This is a genomic window from Treponema sp., assembly GCF_052169735.1.
GTDB lineage: Bacteria > Spirochaetota > Spirochaetia > Treponematales > Treponemataceae > Treponema.
In genome coordinates, this window is record NZ_JBQNBW010000025.1 from 1 (window position 1) to 18202 (window position 18202).

Annotated in this window: 17 protein-coding genes, 1 tRNA gene and 1 pseudogene; 17 read left to right on the forward strand and 2 right to left on the reverse strand. The window is 45.8% G+C overall.

What is annotated here, in order from left to right:
• The first annotated feature begins 218 nt into the window (after positions 1–218).
• Positions 219–1079 carry an NAD-dependent epimerase/dehydratase family protein gene (locus ACTTJ8_RS05630; RefSeq protein WP_442720575.1) on the forward strand — a complete coding sequence of 287 codons (861 nt, stop codon included), beginning with the start codon at positions 219–221 and terminating at the stop codon, positions 1077–1079.
• 191 nt (positions 1080–1270) lie between these two features.
• Here the strand turns inward: ACTTJ8_RS05630 and ACTTJ8_RS05635 are convergent.
• Positions 1271–1576, reverse strand: a pseudogene (locus tag ACTTJ8_RS05635) (phosphatidylethanolamine N-methyltransferase family domain-containing protein); the annotation flags it as partial.
• Positions 1577–1916: 340 nt separating this feature from the next.
• Between ACTTJ8_RS05635 and ACTTJ8_RS05640 the strand changes: the two are divergent.
• From ACTTJ8_RS05640 to malQ, 5 genes are read left to right on the forward strand one after another with little or no spacing between them, the layout of a single operon-like run.
• Entirely contained in the window at positions 1917–2327 is a 411-nt protein-coding gene (locus tag ACTTJ8_RS05640) for a hypothetical protein (protein WP_442718622.1), read from the forward strand.
• A 3-nt stretch (positions 2328–2330) separates the two neighbouring features.
• On the forward strand, positions 2331–2723 hold the full coding sequence (locus ACTTJ8_RS05645) for a (deoxy)nucleoside triphosphate pyrophosphohydrolase (RefSeq protein ID WP_442720576.1): 393 nt from the start codon (positions 2331–2333) through the stop codon (positions 2721–2723).
• Between the two features lie 2 nt (positions 2724–2725).
• Positions 2726–3115, forward strand: coding sequence for a hypothetical protein (locus ACTTJ8_RS05650; protein ID WP_442715979.1), 390 nt, complete (start codon positions 2726–2728; stop codon positions 3113–3115).
• Positions 3116–3161: 46 nt separating this feature from the next.
• Positions 3162–4364 (forward strand): coenzyme F420-0:L-glutamate ligase, encoded by a 1203-nt coding sequence (locus ACTTJ8_RS05655; RefSeq protein WP_442720577.1) that lies wholly within the window; start codon positions 3162–3164, stop codon positions 4362–4364.
• A complete protein-coding gene (gene malQ / locus ACTTJ8_RS05660; protein WP_442720578.1) occupies positions 4365–5966 on the forward strand; it encodes a 4-alpha-glucanotransferase in 1602 nt (533 codons plus the stop codon).
• On the opposite strand, the gene ACTTJ8_RS05665 is transcribed toward malQ, so the two are convergent.
• Positions 5964–6037: transfer RNA gene (locus tag ACTTJ8_RS05665), tRNA-Arg, on the reverse strand. The two genes, malQ and ACTTJ8_RS05665, sit on opposite strands and share 3 nt — an antisense overlap.
• A 370-nt stretch (positions 6038–6407) precedes the next feature.
• Here ACTTJ8_RS05665 and rimP point away from each other — a divergent pair.
• From rimP to dut, 11 genes are all read left to right on the forward strand, one after another.
• Positions 6408–6857, forward strand: a complete 450-nt coding sequence (gene rimP / locus ACTTJ8_RS05670) for a ribosome maturation factor RimP (protein WP_442718621.1) — start codon at positions 6408–6410, stop codon at positions 6855–6857.
• 10 nt (positions 6858–6867) lie between these two features.
• The gene (gene nusA / locus ACTTJ8_RS05675) at positions 6868–8328 is read left to right on the forward strand and encodes a transcription termination factor NusA (protein ID WP_442720579.1); all 1461 of its coding nucleotides are present in this window, start codon (positions 6868–6870) and stop codon (positions 8326–8328) included.
• A 7-nt stretch (positions 8329–8335) separates the two neighbouring features.
• Positions 8336–11110 (forward strand): translation initiation factor IF-2, encoded by a 2775-nt coding sequence (infB, locus tag ACTTJ8_RS05680; RefSeq protein ID WP_442720580.1) that lies wholly within the window; start codon positions 8336–8338, stop codon positions 11108–11110.
• Entirely contained in the window at positions 11107–11484 is a 378-nt protein-coding gene (gene rbfA, locus ACTTJ8_RS05685; protein ID WP_442720581.1) for a 30S ribosome-binding factor RbfA, read from the forward strand. Before infB ends, rbfA begins: the two co-directional genes overlap by 4 nt.
• Positions 11471–12625, forward strand: a complete 1155-nt coding sequence (gene truB / locus ACTTJ8_RS05690) for a tRNA pseudouridine(55) synthase TruB (protein WP_442720582.1) — start codon at positions 11471–11473, stop codon at positions 12623–12625. The genes rbfA and truB overlap by 14 nt, the downstream gene beginning before the upstream one ends.
• A 302-nt stretch (positions 12626–12927) precedes the next feature.
• Positions 12928–13233, forward strand: a complete 306-nt coding sequence (locus tag ACTTJ8_RS05695) for a PD-(D/E)XK nuclease family transposase (RefSeq protein WP_442715971.1) — start codon at positions 12928–12930, stop codon at positions 13231–13233.
• Between the two features lie 258 nt (positions 13234–13491).
• The gene (locus ACTTJ8_RS05700; RefSeq protein WP_442715970.1) at positions 13492–13893 is read left to right on the forward strand and encodes a hypothetical protein; all 402 of its coding nucleotides are present in this window, start codon (positions 13492–13494) and stop codon (positions 13891–13893) included.
• A 210-nt stretch (positions 13894–14103) separates the two neighbouring features.
• Entirely contained in the window at positions 14104–14928 is an 825-nt protein-coding gene (locus tag ACTTJ8_RS05705; RefSeq protein WP_442715969.1) for an FAD synthetase family protein, read from the forward strand.
• Between the two features lie 3 nt (positions 14929–14931).
• The gene (gene rpsO / locus ACTTJ8_RS05710; RefSeq protein WP_442715968.1) at positions 14932–15201 is read left to right on the forward strand and encodes a 30S ribosomal protein S15; all 270 of its coding nucleotides are present in this window, start codon (positions 14932–14934) and stop codon (positions 15199–15201) included.
• A gap of 402 nt (positions 15202–15603) precedes the next feature.
• Complete coding sequence (pnp, locus tag ACTTJ8_RS05715; RefSeq protein ID WP_442720583.1) at positions 15604–17709, forward strand: polyribonucleotide nucleotidyltransferase; 2106 nt, start codon at positions 15604–15606, stop codon at positions 17707–17709.
• Positions 17709–18179 carry a dUTP diphosphatase gene (gene dut, locus ACTTJ8_RS05720; protein WP_442718615.1) on the forward strand — a complete coding sequence of 157 codons (471 nt, stop codon included), beginning with the start codon at positions 17709–17711 and terminating at the stop codon, positions 18177–18179. The genes pnp and dut overlap by 1 nt, the downstream gene beginning before the upstream one ends.
• Positions 18180–18202: the final 23 nt, after the last annotated feature.

Genomic DNA, 18202 nt, shown 5'->3' on the forward strand with positions numbered 1-18202 from the left:
ACGATTAGAGACTGGAAAGTAGAACTGCTATAATACAAAGCTAAATCCCGCACCGCCATCCGTAGCAGTTTTTACAGTCATTACTGTTATAAAGACTTTATTTTAAACTTGTGGGATGTCGAAAAAGGAACCAACTCTTGAGACATTTCTCGGCACCTTCTAAAGGCTGAGCTAGTTTTAGAAGAGGCTCTAATGTATACAGCATAACAGGAGAGAATATGAAAATTGTTTTTATTACCGGTGTGTCCGGAACAATGGGATCCGAAGCATTAAAACAAATTGCTCAGACGGGAACATTCCGGTGCCGTGTTCTGTTAAGGCATAAAAAAGCGAATATAAAGCTGGCGAAAAAGCTTGAGAAAAACAAAAATATTGAAGTGTTGTTCGGCGATATACAAAACTTCAAAGACTGCCTTGCCGGTGTAAAGGATGCAGATTATGTGCTTCACTGTGCAGCGATTATCCCTCCTGCTGCCGACCATAATCATGATGAAGCATTCCGTACCAATTGGCTCGGAACTCAAAATCTATTGAATGCTGTGGTAGAAAGCGGGCAAACTGAAAAGACGAAATTCGTTTACATAGGCACTGTTGCGGAGTACGGTAATAGAACCTTCAAACACCCGTGGGGACGAGTCGGCGATCCGCTCCTGCCGAGTGTATTCGATATGTACGCGGCAAGCAAAGTAAAGGCTGAGCGCGCAGTTATTGAATCGCCTTTATGCTGGGTTTCGCTCCGGCAAAGCGGTATCTTATATGACGAAGTGCTCTTCCATAACATGAATGACGGGCTGATGTTTCATACGTGCTGGAATACGCCGATAGAATGGGCAACGGCACGTACCTCCGGGCTGCTTTTGAAAAATCTGGTCGAAAAAGATACTAACGGAACACTCAAGCCGGATTTTTGGAGAAAGGTATACAATATTGGCAATGGAAAAGATGCCCGTGTTACCGGTTTTGAAACACTTGACCGCGGTTTTAAAATGATGGGGCGGACGCCGAGGAAATTTTCCGCCCCGAATGGAATGCAAGCCGAAACTTCCATTGTATGTGGTTTGCCGATTCTCATATTTTAAACAGCTATCTGGATTTCCAGCATGAAGGGTTTGAAGCATTTTTTTCACAGCTTGAAAAAAATTTGTGGTATTTTAATTAGGAAAACCGTTTCCGCGTCTTGTGCAGCGTTTTGCAATTATGCCGCTGCTGAATACAAATAATGCTCCGGTCTTTTGGGTTACGCACAACCTCAAAAAAAGAGTGAATGCCTTTTACTGGTTCCCTTGAGCAGTATCGGGAATATCAGTGTGCGCTGAATGTAGTGCGCAAGGAAAAAAGACACAAGCGCTATCCGTACCGGTTTGTGTGCATAGTCGAGTACGGACAGTAAAGAAATCATAACGATAAGAGTTGGACACTCCATCAGCATCCATGCAGCTTTATTGTTAAAACTAAAGCCCCATTTTTTATTGATTAGCTTTCCATACCCTGCCGGGATAAAATACAAGGCAATAAAACATATCAAGCCCAAAACGAGCATGGCAATTTCAACAGTACAATATACAGAATATAACATTGCTACAGTAGCATCGCTTTTCCTCTTTTAATCAACAACCCCTCATAAAACGCCGGACTATGTGCGGGTATCGTTAAAAATATAACCGCCTTTTTAGAGATACTATCTGTAAAATGGCTGGATTCAGCTTCCGCACGGTTATCATACAAACTGATAATTGCTTTTCTTTTAAAAATATAGTACTGTAAGAAAAGCCGATTACTGCAGCAGCAAGTAATGAGTAATGTATCAGCAAACCTCTAAAAACTTGAGTTAAAAACTTTAGTTTTTTAGAGATGTCCATCAGCGCTTGTACTAAGCCAGAGCTTGCAGGAGCAGCGTATTGGTATGCTTTTAACGTATGGGGGGTGTTATGTTACCGTTCTACTACCTGTCTGTTACCACAAACCTGATTATGGGTTTCATTTTAGTGTGTTCGGCAAAGGACAAAGAAGAATTTAGTATCAAGTATCCGTTTTTGCATGAGCCGACATTTCTACTGGTACTCGTTATCTTTTCAGGTATCGCCGCAGTATTCAAGCTGCTGAGTCCTGTAGCAGGAAGCCTCCCGATTATCGGCGATATTATCCCCGCGCTTGCAGGCTTAGCAGGCTGTACGGTTTTCTTTCAGCACTGGACTACGGAATCGGGAAATGAGCTGACACTGCCGCCGTTTTTGAGCGCCATTACTGAATTTGAGCATCTTATCGGGTACTTTTGCTTGGCAGCAGGTATCATTCACCTGTTGTTTTCTCAGGTTCTCTTTTTATAAACGATGAAGCAATCTGTTGTAGGTATTGTCCGCAAGGATAACCGGTTCTTACTAGGCAGGCGGGAACCCGGCGGTGATGTCGGGGGATTGTGGGAATTCCCCGGCGGTAAATGCGAAGCAGGGGAAACCCATGAACAGACGCTCATCCGTGAGTATGAGGAAGAACTTGCAGTGAAGGTCTCTGTGGGGCGTTTTATTGCGCAAAGGCACTTTAAAAACGAGCGCCGGGACTTTGATCTTTTTGCGTATGAGGTGATGATAAGCGAATCACAGACCTGTGTTTCCTCCGTTCATTCCGAGCTGCAATGGTTTTCGCTTGACGAACTGCAAAACCTTCCGGTTGTGCCGTCTGATGCCTTGTTTATTCCTGCATTGCGGGATTTTTATCAAGTTTAACCGTGCATAAGCGTATATCAAAACACCGTATTTCTATCCTCTGGGCAGCTCTTCTGATTTTGGCAGCCGGTATTTCAGCCTGTACACGCAATACCGGCTTAGATACGGTATCTCTGCCAACCGATTCGGCGCTCAACGATGCTGACCGGTTTGCTGTTATCACTGAAACCTATATTTCACTGAAAGACAGCCCCGGTCTACAGGGAATCATTGTCAATCACGCCCGAAGGGGAGAAATCTACGAGGTATTAGGCACCGAATTTGTTTCAAAAAAAACTCAGAGTGAATTATGGATACATCTGAACGGAGGCTGGCTGCAGCGTTCTTCTGTAGAACTCTACCCAAGCAAGGAAAAAGCTGAAACAGCCGCCGCTCAATTTAAAATGACATAAACATGATATCTATTTGAATCCCAAGAAATGAGAGAGGAGATACTCTATGCCTCAAAAAGTCGGAACAATTTCACGCGGACTTATAGCCCCTATTGTCCATGCAGGTGATGACATCGCAGCGATTGCTGTCGAGACCCTTTTATCTGCCGCTGCATCTGAAGGTTTTGCTATTCAAGACCGGGATATTCTTGCCGTTACCGAATCCGTTGTAGCACGTGCGCAAGGGAATTATGCGACTGTAGATCAGATTGCAGCCGATATACGGAAAAAGTTTGGAAACGAACATATTGCGCTGATATTTCCTATTTTAAGCCGAAACCGCTTTGCAATCTGCTTAGAAGGGATTGCAAAAGCCGGTAATCAGTTAACCATCGTATTGAGCTACCCGGCTGATGAAGTAGGAAACCGTTTAATGGATCCCAATGCCGGTAAAGCCGAAGCGGTGAATCCCTGGACGGACTCTTTTACCGCTGATTCATTTATTCAACACTTCGGTTCTTATAAGCATCCCTTTACCGGAATAGATTATATTGCCTATTATCAGTCGATCATAAAAAAGTACAACCAGCATTCTTCAATCTTACTGGCAAATGACCCCTGTGCAGCGCTGAACATAACAAAATATGTTCTTGCCTGTGATATTCATACCCGTGAACACACAAAACAGAGCTTAAAAGACCATGGCGCAGTCTGTGTATACGGTCTTGATGAAATTCTCACCGAATCGGTAGACGGCAGCGGATATAATAGCTGCTACGGGTTACTCGGTTCTAATAAAGCAACGGAGTCTTCCGTCAAGCTCTTTCCCAATGACTGTCAGGCTTTGGTAGAAAAAATGCAGGTAATGCTGAAAGAAAAAACCGGTAAAACGGTTGAAGTGCTTGTGTACGGGGACGGGGCATTTAAAGACCCGGTAGGAAAAATTTGGGAACTTGCAGATCCCGTCGTGTCGCCCGGTTTTACAAAAGGGCTGGCAGGCACACCGCATGAGGTAAAACTGAAATACCTTGCTGACAATAATTTTAAACATCTGTCTGCAGAAGCACAGTATGAGGCAATGGTGCGCTATATCGATGAACATAAGAAAAATGCACAAAGCTCTCTCATTGATCAGGGAGAAGCAGAAGGTACAACACCCCGGCAGCTTACCGATCTCATCGGTTCACTCTGTGATCTTACATCCGGCAGCGGCGATAAAGGTACGCCGATTATTTTTATTCAAAACTACTTTAAAAAATTTGGTGAATAAATGATTGATCCTCGTTACGATTACAAAGAGCTGCACACCAACAGGGCAAGCGGTATTTTGCTGCCGCTTTTTTCGCTGCCGTCCGCATCAGGTATTGGTTCTATGGGAGCAGCTGCATATCAGTTTATTGATTTCCTCAAAAAAGCCCGGCAAACCTATTGGCAGCTGCTGCCGCTTGGGCCGACCGGGTATGGGAATTCTCCGTATTCCAGTATGTCATCCTTTGCAGGGAATCCGTATTGTATCGATTTGGAACAGCTCTATCAAACCGGTCTTTTAACGGCGGCTGAGCTGCATACTGCTGATACGGTTGACGGTACCGGTATGGCAACAGACGGCACAACCGCTGCCGCCGGGGGCTGCCGTATTGATTATGGGAAGCTCTACCGGGAACGGCTGGAACTGCTTGCAAAAGCATACCGGCGCTTTACTGCGGAAGCCCGGAACCGTGCACTTTTAGATCAGTTTATAACAGAGCAGGCAGATTGGCTGGAAGATTATGCACTCTTTTCAGCCGTCCGGGGGCGGTTCAAAGATATACCGTGGTACCAATGGCAAGAAGATATCCGGGACAGAAAAGCGGATGCGTTGAGCGCGGCACGTAAAGATTTGCAGGAATCCTTTCATTTTACGGTCTTTGTGCAATATCTCCTTCAAGCACAGTGGGATATGCTCAAAGCCTATGCGGCAAGCGCCGGTATACGGATCATCGGCGATATTCCTATTTATTGCGCGCATGATAGTGCTGATGTATGGGCGCATCCTGAGGTTTTTTGTCTCAGCTCCGGCGGCTTACTCGCGTTTGTAGGAGGCTGCCCTCCTGCCGATTTTGACATACCGGAAGACGAGGGGCAGGTATGGGGTACACCGGTGTATGATTGGGCATATCTTGAAAAAACCGGGTTTGAGTGGATGCTCAAGCGCTTTGCACGGCAAGCAGATTTTTTTGACGTACTCCGTTTGGATCATTTCCGCGGCTACGAAAGTTTTTGGCGGATTCCATTTGGGGCAAGCGCTCGTACAGGATCATGGCAGCCAGCCGGAGGGCAGCAGCTCTTTTCACTGTTGCAGCACCGCTTACCTCAACTCCGGATTATTGCGGAAGACCTCGGCTATATAACGAAGGAAGTATTCGATCTCCGCCGCAGCTTCGGTTATCCGAGTATGCGCATTTTACAGCAGGGGCTGAATCCCTTTCATGCTAATGAACATACACCGCACCATTACGATGCCGCTACAGTTGTGTATTTCGGTATACATGACAATGAACCATTTGCTGAATGGCTCTCCAAACGGACCCCAGCAGAAAGAGCCTATTGCTGTGACTACCTCAATATTGCGGAACATGATTCGGCATCACCGATTCAAATGCAGCTTGCCAAAGCAATGGCAGCGTCATGCGCAGATACGGTTATTTACCAGGCTCAGGATATACTCTTTTTAGGCGAGGAATCTCGAATCAATGTACCGGGGCGTGCTGACGGAAACTGGGAGTTTATGCTTACTGATGAACAATTTAAGCAGTTACAAGAAACAGGAGATGAGCTTGCACGGATTACACGGCTCTATGGAAGAGACCATAAGGAAGGTTGTAAGGTATGAGACTAGGCGGGTTCGAACCGTCGGCCTTCAGATCCGGAATCTGACGCTCTATCCAGCTGAGCTATAGTCCCAAAGAACACCATATCGTATCTAATAATGGTGTTCTTGTCAAGCCCTCGCATTGCATCATGTTAAATCTGGGGTAAGTTGTAAAATAAAATGCCCTGTAATACTGAAACGGATAGCTTGCATAAACTTTTTCTTTGTGTTACTATTGACAAAGAACATTATTATCCTTTAAGTCATGCAGGAGTCGTTCAAACGGCTCTTTTTTTATTTGTACGGACTGTTTGTTATGAGCACCCGCAGGGACGGAAGAAAATAGGGGCTTTTCAAAGTATGCTGTTTTCAAAAGATGTCTGAAGGACTGTGTCCTGCTGCCTTACAAGGACAATGCCGCAGTGTGCGCAGCCGCTGTGCTGATTAACGGGAGCTTTCACAATGGAATATGTACAAAACGAAACAGTTCCGCACTTTGCTGACTATGAGCAACTGGTTACCGGTCTGGGGTACAAGCTGGTGGATTTACAAGTAATCCGTCAAAAAACGCAGCGGCTGATCAAGGCTGTTATATATAGTAAAAATGGTGTTGGTATTGATGATTGTTCAAAAGTGCACCGGGCGCTTTTAGCCCGTGCCGAGGTTTTGCTGAACTCTCAGGATATTCAAATGGAAGTGAGTTCGCCGGGACTGAATAGAGTAATAAAAAATGCAGCGGAATTTCAAGCTTTTGTGGGTGAAACAATAAAGGTGATGGAAGTTTCCTGTTCTGATTGGCTTGAGGGTGAATTGATTGCAGCGGATTCCGCAAAAATCAGTATGAAGACCTCCGGCGGGGAAAAAAATATCCCATATAGGGATATTAAAAAAGCGAAATTGAATAAGATTTAAGGAGTCGTTGATGGCTGGGGTAAAAAATGAAGACGTCCGCAAATTCGCACAAGAAAAAGATCTGGATGAGGATCTGGCATTTAAGATTGTTGAACAAACATTAAAAGCTGCATATAAAACAACCTTTAAAACCGATGTTAATGCGGTTGTTACGATTGGGGATGAGGCTGTTAATATCTATGCTCGTAAGAAAATTGTTGATGATGTTGTCAATCCTGTGCTTGAAGTTGATATAGATGAGGCAGTAAAGCTTGCTCCTGATTGTGAAATCGGGGATGAGCTGCTTTTTGAGTTGGATCCTAAGGATTTTAAGCGGGGTCCCATTCAAGCTGGTGTGCAGCGTGTTCATCAATCAACCCGGGAGATTCAAAAAGATAGTATTTATTCAGAATATAAAGCAAAAGAGGGCGAAATTATCATTGGATATTATCAACGGAAGAGAAATGATAATATTTATGTTGACCTCGGTAAGGTTGAAGGCTTGCTGCCCAAGAAATTTCAGCTTCCGCAGGAAGTATATCATCAAAATGATAGAATTAAGGCTCTTATAAAAGAAGTAAAAAAGCATCAACAGTCTAATGTAGTACAGCTCATTCTTTCCCGTACCGATCCTGATTTTGTACGCCGCTTACTGGAGCTTGAGGTTCCGGAAATTTATGATAATATTGTAGAATTATATAAGATAGTCCGTGAGCCTGGGTACCGGACAAAAATTGCTGTTATCTCGCATCGGGATGATGTTGACCCTGTCGGTGCCTGTGTCGGTCCCAAGGGCGGACGCATTCAAACTGTAATTACGGAGCTTGAAGGTGAAAAAATAGATGTGCTGGAATACTCGGCTAACCCCGCGGTATTTATTGCCAATGCGCTTTCTCCTGCAGAGGTGTTAAATGTTATCATTCTTGATGAAGAAAAGCGTACCGCTTTGGCAGTTGTTGCTGAAAGTCAGTTGTCAATTGCAATCGGTAAGCAGGGATTAAACGTGCGCTTGGCAAATCGGCTGGTGGACTGGAGTATTGATGTTAAGACCGAGAAACAATTCCGCGAGATGGATGTGCATGCGGAAAGTCGTAAAGCTGCGGAAGAACTTTTCAGCGATGACACTGTTCTTTTAAAAGATGTCGAAGGTGTTGATGCTGATACTGTGGCTTTGCTGCATGAGCAGAATATTGATGCCGTTGAGCAAGTAATCGATCTTTCGAATGATGAACTCTGTGCCGTACCCGGTATGACAGAGGAAAAAGCGTATGCCCTGCAGGCATTGATTCGTGAAACATTTGAAATAATTGATGAAAGCGGGCAAGTTACCGGTCAAAGTCAAACTGAAACAGAAGAATATGCTGCATCGGATGATGATGCTGAAGAAGAATTGTATGAGTGTCCCGAATGCGGAGCACCTATTACGATCGACATGACAGTCTGTCCTAACTGCGGTGTCGGTTTAAGTTTTGAATACGAGGACGAAGAATAGGAGTCGTATGGCGGAAGGTATCGAAAATACTCAGGAACAGAAAGTTATTCTCAAAAAGGCAAAGCCTGAATCGGCGGGAATGCCCGCTGCACAGCCTCAAACGCCGCAGCCTGTGGAACCGAAAACAGTGCGGACGGTTGTAAGACGCAAAAAGTTAAAACCTGTAGCGCTGCGTGCAACTCATGCGGGCAATGATGGTGCTCATGCCGATCAAACTGCCGGTACATCTGCCGGAATCTCAAAGAAGCTGCCGCTTGCGGCTTCAGCATCCTCAGAGCCTTCCGTTCAGCCTAAAAAAATACAGGAACTGCCTGTGCAGCCGCCGGATGCAAAAGGTTCCGGCGGATATGCACAAGCCGGCGATGTGCGCCGCTCGCAGCGGCATGGAACCGAGCGCGTTGAACGTTCTGATCGGAACCGTGAGAGACCAATCAAAAAAGATACGCTCGAACAGCATATTCAACAGCCGGCATCTTCAGGTCAGACTGATAAGCCGCAGGATAAGCAAGATAATAAGAATCAAGTCCGGTCATTAGATATCAGCAGTAAGCGTCCTGATAGGCGTGCCGGTAATCTTGCCGGCGGTTCCAAGCCTACCAACCGTTTTTCGAGTCAAGGTAATCGGCGGCGCCCTGGTTTCGGCGGTACACAGCCCCGTACTGATGGGCGTGCTCCGCAGTCGGCAGGGCGTACTGATCAAAGCGGAAATCGCGGTAAATCGGGCGGCTATTCACAGGATCGGCAGCGTACCGGCGGATTTAATAGACAAGGATTTGCCGGGGGCGGGCAGAATCGGGGAATGTCCGGCGGAAGACCGATGACTGCTCCGATGCCGCTCGAAACAAATAAGCAGCAAACCAATAAAAAAGCATTTAAAGGCAAAAAAACTTATTCCCGCAAAGATCAAGAAAACGATTTTTTTGAAGAAAAGCTCTTACAGCAAAAGAAGAAGGCAAAAGAAAAGATAAGCGCTGTGCCTAAGAGCATCGAAATGATGGAATCTATTTCCGTATCGGAACTTGCCCGCAAGATGAATTTGAAGGCATCGGAGCTGATCGGCAAGTTGATGGGAATGGGGATGATGGTAACGATGAATCAATCCATCGATGCTGATACCGCAGAAATTCTTGCCTCAGAGTACGGCTGTGAGGTCAAACGGGTAAGTCTCTACGATGAAACCATCATAGAAACAGCCAGCGATGAAAACGCAGAGCTGATAATCCGCCCGCCGGTTGTTACCATCATGGGACACGTTGATCACGGTAAAACAAAGACCCTCGATGCCATCCGCAGCACCAATGTTGTTGCTCACGAATTTGGCGGTATTACTCAGCATATCGGTGCGTATATGGTTTCAACCCCCAAGGGCAATATCACATTCCTTGATACGCCGGGACACGAAGCCTTTACTATGATGCGTGCACGAGGGGCTGAGGTTACCGATATCGTTGTATTGGTCGTCGCTGCCGATGACGGTGTTATGCCGCAAACTATTGAAGCGCTCAACCATGCCAAGGATGCAAAGGTTCCGATCATTGTTGCTATCAACAAAATTGATAAACCGGAAGCAAACCCTGATAAAATTAAAACCCGGCTTGGTGAATTAGGTCTTGTTGCCGAGGAATGGGGCGGCGATACTATTTACGTGCCTATTTCAGCATTGCAGAAAAAAGGTATCGATGATTTACTCGATGCCATCTTGCTGCAGGCAGAAGTGCTTGAACTTACTGCAAATTACGAATGCAGGGCGGAAGGAAAAGTCGTTGAGTCAAAGATTGATCATGGACGTGGTATCGTTGCAACTATTATTGTGCAGCGCGGTACGCTCCGCACTGGCGATCCCTATGTGGCTGGTGTGTATTCGGGACGTGTCCGGGCAATTTTCAATGATAAGGGCGAGAAAATCGACGAAGCAACACCGAGTATGCCGGTAGAAATATTGGGTCTGGAAGGTATGCCGAATGCCGGAGATCCCTTCCAAGTTACCGATTCTGAGCGTATGGCGCGGCAAATTTCGCTAAAGCGGCAGGAGCTGAAGCGCTTTGAAACTGCGCGGAATGTAAAGAAGGTAACGCTAGATAACCTTTACGAGACTATTACGGATGGCGAAGTACTTGAGCTGAAAGTAATTATCAAAGGCGACGTACAAGGTTCGGTGGAAGCCTTAAAGCAGTCGCTTGAAAAACTTTCTACGCGGGAAATACGCTTGAATGTTATCCACGCCTCTGCCGGTGCTATTAACGACTCCGATGTTATGCTTGCCGCAGCGGATTCCAATGCGATTATCATCGGCTTTAACGTACGGCCCACTCCGCAGGCAAAGGTGTTAGCTGAGCAGGAAAAGGTCGATATCCGCAAGTACAATGTTATTTACAAGGCTGTTGAAGAAATTCAGCAAGCTATGGAAGGAATGCTCAGTCCCGACATTAAGGAAAATGTTATCGGTATGGCTGAGATACGGAATGTCATCAAAGTACCGAAGATCGGTAATATTGCCGGTTCTTACGTGCTTGAAGGCTGTGTAAAACGCAGTAGTACTGTTCACCTTATCCGTGATGGCATTGTGGTGTTCTCCGGTAAGCTCGCGTCCTTACGCAGATTTAAAGATGATGTGAAAGAAGTGGCAGCCGGGTATGAATGCGGTATCGCACTTGAAAACTTTAATGATGTAAAGGTCGGCGATCAGCTTGAAATTATCGAAACGGTTGAAGTTGCTAGAAAGCTCTCTGATTCACAGCCATACGAGGCACCTGAAGCTCATACTGGAGAAACAGCTGAATGAGTGAATTTCGATTAGATAAACTCGCGGAGCAAATCCGCGAGGAAATTTCGCAGCTCATTTTTTCGGGTAAGATCAAGGATCCGCGAGTCACAAATTTTTTATCCATTAATCGGGTAGAGGTATCTGGAGATCTCGCGTATGCAAAAGTCTATGTTTCCAGTTTTATGGACATTCATAAGACCAAGCAGGGGGTAAGGGGACTAGAAAATGCGGCGGGATTTATCCGCACAAGTCTGGCAAAAAAACTGCATATCCATCAGTGCCCGCAGTTTACCTTTATCTATGATGAAAGCATTGAAGAAGGCTTCAATATGGTAAAAAAACTTGAAGCCTTAGAAAAAAGTGCTGATTCCGGGAACAATGCCCAAGACTGACCCTCAATTTATCATTCCGTTTGCAAAGCCGTCCGGTATGACGAGTTTTTCTTCTTTGTGGCAGGTAAAAAAAGCCTTCGGCACAAAGAAAGTCGGGCATACCGGTACGCTTGACAGTTTCGCAGACGGGCTGCTTGTCCTTCTTTCAGGAAAATTAACCAAATTAGTACCATATGTCACTGATTTTGATAAAACCTACCGTGCTCTGTTCTATTTTGGGAAAGAAACCGATACGCTTGATCCCGAAGGTTCGGTTATTGCTGAACGACCGCTGCCGGTCTATGCCGATTTTGTGAGGGCTGTAGCAGTGCTTACCGGTACTTTACAGCAAATTCCTCCTGTGTATTCAGCGGTCAAACAGAACGGCGAGCGGCTTTCAGATAAGATGCGGCGCGGAGAAACGGTAACAGCTGCTCCGCGTACGGTACGGGTATATAGCAGCGCTATAGAAAAAATCTTTTTTGAAGACGGCAGTGAATATACTGCTGGGAGTACCTTTTCCGGTGCCGGAAATCATACTGCTTCCAGTGTGGGAAACTATATTGATGGAGCTGATGGCGGAATTTATGCGGGAAAGAAGGTCTCCGGCGCCGTATTGCGTGTTCATTGCTCTAAGGGAACCTATATCCGCTCACTGGTGCGGGATATTGCGCATCTCTGCGGTTCAGCCTCCTTTGTGTATGCACTTCGCAGAATAGCAGTCGGACCTTTTACACTTGAACAGGCAGCCGGCTTTTCAGCGTTGCCTCCTTTCGGAAGTGCTGCGGCGAATTTGGCAGATGCCGATTCAATCGGTACGGCTCCGAAATCTGTCCATGATAGAAGGACTGGGCAGGATGGAGCGGGTGTATCTGCGGAGCAATCGGTGATCGATTCGGTTACACCGGAAGAGTTAAAACAGGCTGCACTGCCGCTCTCTGCTAGTCTTGCCCGGAATATGCATTTTCAGACAGCGGTACTGTATGAAGCGTTTTATCCTGCCTTTCTCGCAGGGCAACCGATACGGAGCCGGTGGTTTTCCAGTGCTGAGCCATTGTCGGACGGCGGAACCATCGCTGTATTTTATCAGGACAGCTGTGCAGGGCTGATCACGAAAAAAGGCAGCCGGTTCCATTATCAAACGGTGTTTAATCAGGGGTGATAAGACGGATGGGGTAAATGCACAGGTCGTTTTATCATATCTGCCACGGATGGCGGTGATGCTAATTAGCAGCAAGTTTTTAGGTGAGAAAAACCTGACATGAATATTGTACAAGGCAGTGTAATGTTCATGCTACCCGCAGAATAAGAGCGGCATCAGGGATTCCGCAGTATAAAAATATTGAACGGCAAAGTCCTCTTCATGATAATATTCAGCAAGCAGTGTTTTTCTCTTGTTTTCGGTCATACCAAATCCCTGATAAAACAGGTTGCGCCCGTCTCTTTTTTTGCTATAATGAAGATATGGAAAAAGATTTTGACGAGTTAACCATAGCGGATGATTATATGTTCTACCGTGTAATGGAAGACCCTGATATTTGTAAAACCCTTTTAAACCGTGTTTTACAGGGCAAGGTAGAAACAATAACCGATATAGAGTTGCAAAAGACGATAGATGATGCAGGACGAGCCAAAGGAGTGCGGTTTGATGTATGGGCAAAAGACTGTAAGGGGCGAATTTATGACGTTGAAATGTCGTTTTCCGATAGACATCCGTGTCTATCGGAAAACACGAGTTTTGCCATTTGGCAAAACATCGCTGCTGCTTAAAGCAACCGCCATCCGTGGCGGTATTGAAACTCAGTTGAGCAAAAAGCCTAACTGTTCATCCTTTTTAAGAACCAAACATTGGAACTAAGGCGGGTTCTTAGGGTGGAACCCTAAGCGGTTCTTTTGAAGATAGGATGGGTTCTAGGGAAGGAAAGAAATCTTTTATCCGAAAAAGTGTCTTTCCTTCCCTAACCTCTTGAGAGATCGTTATCAGTGTATACGTTTAAAACGATATGCAACGAGGATAGCCGGATAGAATTGGACGATGGGATAACGAAGATCATTATCAACAGTCAAGCAGCGGTGCATGAGAAAAATGAGAAGTTAAAAGTATTCTTAGAGTACATGAACGGGAAGGTGAGTGATAACGACGAGTTTATCCAAAAGCTAGAGCAGAGGATAAAAGAGGTAAAAGCAAATGAAGAGTTGAGGAGGGAGTATATGCTGGTAAACACGATTGAGCGAGATGCACGGAATGATGGGTGGAAAGCAGGTATCGTACAGGGGCGTGCTGAAGGTAAATCACTTGGCCTTGCTGAAGGTTCGTACCAAAAAGCGCTCGAAACAGCACGAATATTAAAGCAATTAGGCGATTCCGTACAAAAGATTGTGCAAGTTACCGGTTTAACCGTACTGGAAGTGGAGAAACTAAATTCTTGATCAATCATTTACGGAAGAATATTGTATTGAGAACCTCTAAAAACTTCCGTTTTTAGAGCTTTCCTGCAGGACTTATTACAAAAAATAGTAACCGGTTTCATTATCAAATAATATTTAACAGGCGCAGGGTAAATGAATCAGATGCGTAAATTGATTCGTGAGGCGTATATTACAAAGAATCTGATGCGTTTACCTTGATAGGTTGGAGTGATGAAGATTATCTATTGGGATGATGTAATAAAAGGGAAAAGTTTGTACCCTGAGGGGGCTGCTGTTTCAATCGGCGGTTTTGATGGGCCTCATCGCGGGCACGAGTTGATTTTATCCAAAGTTTTACAAGCGGCACAGCGGTATACTATCCCCGCAGGTATTATCACCTTTTTCCGCTCTCCGCGTTCAGTTAAAGACGGAAGTGCTTATTCAGGTGATGTTTCTACGCTTGATATGCGGCTGCAAAAATTTGCCGAGCAAGGATTTAGCTTTACGGTACTGATTGACTTTTCTGTTGATTTTGCTAAAATGAAAGGCGCTGTATTTTTTGACATACTAATGAAAACTATCTGCATAAAATACCTTGCCGTCGGCAGTGATTTTACGTGCGGGTATCGCCATGATACAGGGGTAGGGGAGCTGCGGCTTCTCGCCAAGGAAAAGGGCTTTTGTTTTGATTCCATCGAACAACTTGTTTCTGCCCGCCACGAGCGTATTAGTTCAAGTGCAATACGGCAGGCTGTAGAACAGGCTGATTTCACCCTTGCAAAAGACCTTTTAGGGTATCCTTTTTTTTTAGATGTCGCAAAAATCGTTCAGCGGATAGATGGTACGGAGTGTTCCATCGGAAAGCACGATATAGCACAAATTCTTCCTAAGGAGGGGCGGTATAAAGCCCGTGCGTATATGCAAACGGGAGCTGGTATTCCTGTGCAGGTAATAATCACAGCGGCTATGCTCAATATTTCCGATCCGGATACGGAAGCACATCCCTTTTCCGCAGAAACAGTGATACACAAATTGGAATTTATAGCGAAGGAGTAAGACATGGCACTTACAAAAGAACACACTGCATCGGTTGTAGCAAAATTCGGTGCAAACGAAAAAGATACGGGCAATACCAGAGTACAAATTGCTTTGATGACGGATAGAATCCGCCAGCTTACCGAACACTGCAAAATCAATAAAAAGGATAAGAGCAGTCAGCGTGGTTTATTGGTATTGGTAGGACAGCGCCGACGCTTTTTAAAATACTATAAGCGTACGAACCTCGAAGGCTATCGTTCTCTTATCAAAGAGTTGAACTTGCGTAAATAATACGGAGCCGTACTCAATGCACAAAAAAAGGGTACCGCTAAAAATGCAGATTTTTAGTGATGTCCGGAAAAGGCTCTTTCACAGAGCGGCTTTGCTTGTAGAGGGTGTCTTAGTCACTTGAGTATACGGGGCAGCAGCGGTTACCTCCCTGACAATAGGTGGGTAGCCGTTTTTTATAAAGACTGGATATGTTCGATAACTGCATTGCCGAGCATATAGACGAGTTCTAAATCGTACAAATAGCATGAGTTAGAATATCGCATTTCAAAGTAGCCTGTTCCAGGCAGTAAGGTTCTGGACGAGCTTTACTGGAAGGGTATGCGGCTGTACAGACGCGGAAACGCTTGTTTTCAGCAATACCCTTCTTTATATAGAAGGAAATATAGATAAAAGGAAAATAGTATGAAACAAAGAGTAACGTATAAGATTGGAAAGGAAGAGTTAATTTTAGAAACAGGACATCTTGCAAAACAAGCGAATGGCGCTATTTATGCACAGTTCGGCGGAACAGCAGTGTTGGCAACGGTTTGTGCATCTTCTACATCGGTAGAAGGACTGGATTATGTGCCGGTAACCGTCGATTATAACGAAAAATATTATGCCGCAGGAAAAATTCCCGGCGGTTTTATCAAACGCGAAGGGCGTCCTAAGGATAAGGAGATATTAGTGTCGCGTCTCATTGACCGCCCGATGCGTCCCTTATTTGAAAAAGCCTTTGGGCGGGAAATTCAAATTGTTCCCACCTGTATTTCTTCCGATATGGTTAATCCGCCGGATATTTTAGCCGTTATTGCCAGCTCAGCGGCGGTTGTTATTTCAGATATTCCCTTCAACGGACCGGTAGCCGGAGCTCGTGTCGCATATATCAATGGTGAGTATATTATTAACCCTACGTTCAGCCAAATTGAAAAGGCTGATATGGAGATTGTGGTTGCCGGTACAGCCGAAGGTATTACCATGGTTGAAGGCGGCGCTCATGAAGTCTCTGAAGAAGTAATGCTGACCGCTTTGGAAAAGGCGCATGAATTTATTAAAGCGATATGTGCCTTGCAAAATGAGCTTCGTGCTCTCTGCGGAAAAGAAAAGCTCCCACTGACATCAATGTCCGCAACCCTTGCAAATAAAGATGCAATTTATGCAAAGGCATATCCTGAATTGTCAAAAGCGCTGTATACAAAGGGAAAGGTTGAGCGCCGCGAAGCCTGCGATGCAATCAGAAAAGCATTAGCAAAGGAATATGCAGAACAGCTTACCGATGAGACACAGGCGAAACTGTTTGCTGCCCTCTTTGATGATATGGAATATCATATTTTACGTGAGAATATCTTGGAGAAAGGCTTGCGGGTTGACGGACGCGGGCTGGAAGATATCCGCCAGATTACCTGCGAAATAGGTGCGCTGCCCCGCCCGCACGGTTCTGCCGTCTTTACACGCGGTGAAACCCAATCCCTGGCAGTTGTTACGCTCGGTACGGTATTTGATGAACAGGTATACGATGATATTGAAGGTGACCGCCGCGAAAACTTTATTCTGCACTATAACTTCCCGCCCTTCTCGGTAGGTGAAGTTGGACGGCTTGGAACCGGACGGCGGGAAATCGGACACGGACACCTTGCGCACCGTTCACTGCTGCCGATGATACCTTCCCGTGATGCCTTCCCCTATACCATCCGCGTGGTTTCTGAAATTCTGGAGTCCAATGGGTCTTCATCCATGGCAACAGTCTGCGGCGGAACGCTATCACTGCTCCATGCCGGTGTACCGATGAAAAAACCGGTTGCCGGTATCGCGATGGGATTGATTACGGATGGCGATCGCTTTGCTGTACTCTCCGATATTTTGGGCGAAGAAGACCATCTCGGTGACATGGACTTTAAGGTAGCCGGTACGGAAGACGGTATTACCGGGTTCCAGATGGATATTAAAATTGCCGGCGTTTCTGCTGAAATTATGAAGAAAGCGCTCGAACAGGCAAAGAAAGGCAGAATGCACATTCTCGGTATTATGAATCAAACCATTTCCAAGCCTTCCGAGCAGGTATCTAAGTATGCCCCGCGTATTGAAACGCTGAAAATTCCCGTTGATAAAATCGGAGCGCTTATCGGGCCGGGCGGAAAAATAATCAAAGCATTATCCGAGCAGTACCATGTTACCATCAATACTGAAAACGATGGTACGGTTACTATTTACGGACGGGATTCGTCATCCGCACTGGGAGCTAAGGCTGCCGTTACCGGTATTGTTGAAGATCCTGAAGTGGGAAGAATCTATGAAGGAACGGTAAAGTGTATTAAAGATTTTGGTGCCTTTATCGAAATTCTGCCCGGTAAAGAAGGTCTTTGCCATATTTCCAAGCTGTCCCGCAGCAGAATTGAAAAAGTGAGCGATGTTTTAAAAGAAGGACAGCGTGTTCCGGTAAAGCTTTTAGAGATAGACAAGCTGGGCCGCCTCAATCTTTCGTATATTGATGCTTGCGAAGAGCGGGAAGCTGGAAAAAGCGCACAGTAATGGAACAGCGCCCGGTAACAATTACTGATGGAAGTATACGGGTGCGCTTTGTTCTCAAAGGCGGGGCCTCGCTGCCTGAATACCAAACAGCGGGTTCCGCCGGAGCTGATGTGCGCGCGTATTTATCTGAGCCGGTAACGCTTGAACCGATGGCACGGCAGCTTATTCCCACCGGGCTTTCTGTAGAACTGCCCGTAGGTTTCGAGCTGCAGGTGCGTCCGCGGTCGGGACTCGCATTAAAGCACGGTGTTACAGTGCTCAATACCCCCGGTACGGTTGACTCTGATTACCGCGGGGAGCTGTGTGTCCTTTTAATAAACCTGGGGACTGAACCCTTTACCGTCAGGCATGGGGATAGAATTGCTCAGGCGGTCATTGCTCCGGTTGTACAGGCTTGCTTTACCGCAGTTGATAGCCTGTCGGAAACGGGACGCGGTATAGGCGGCTACGGCTCTACCGGTATTGCCTAGGAGTACAGCTTGTACGGCTGTCT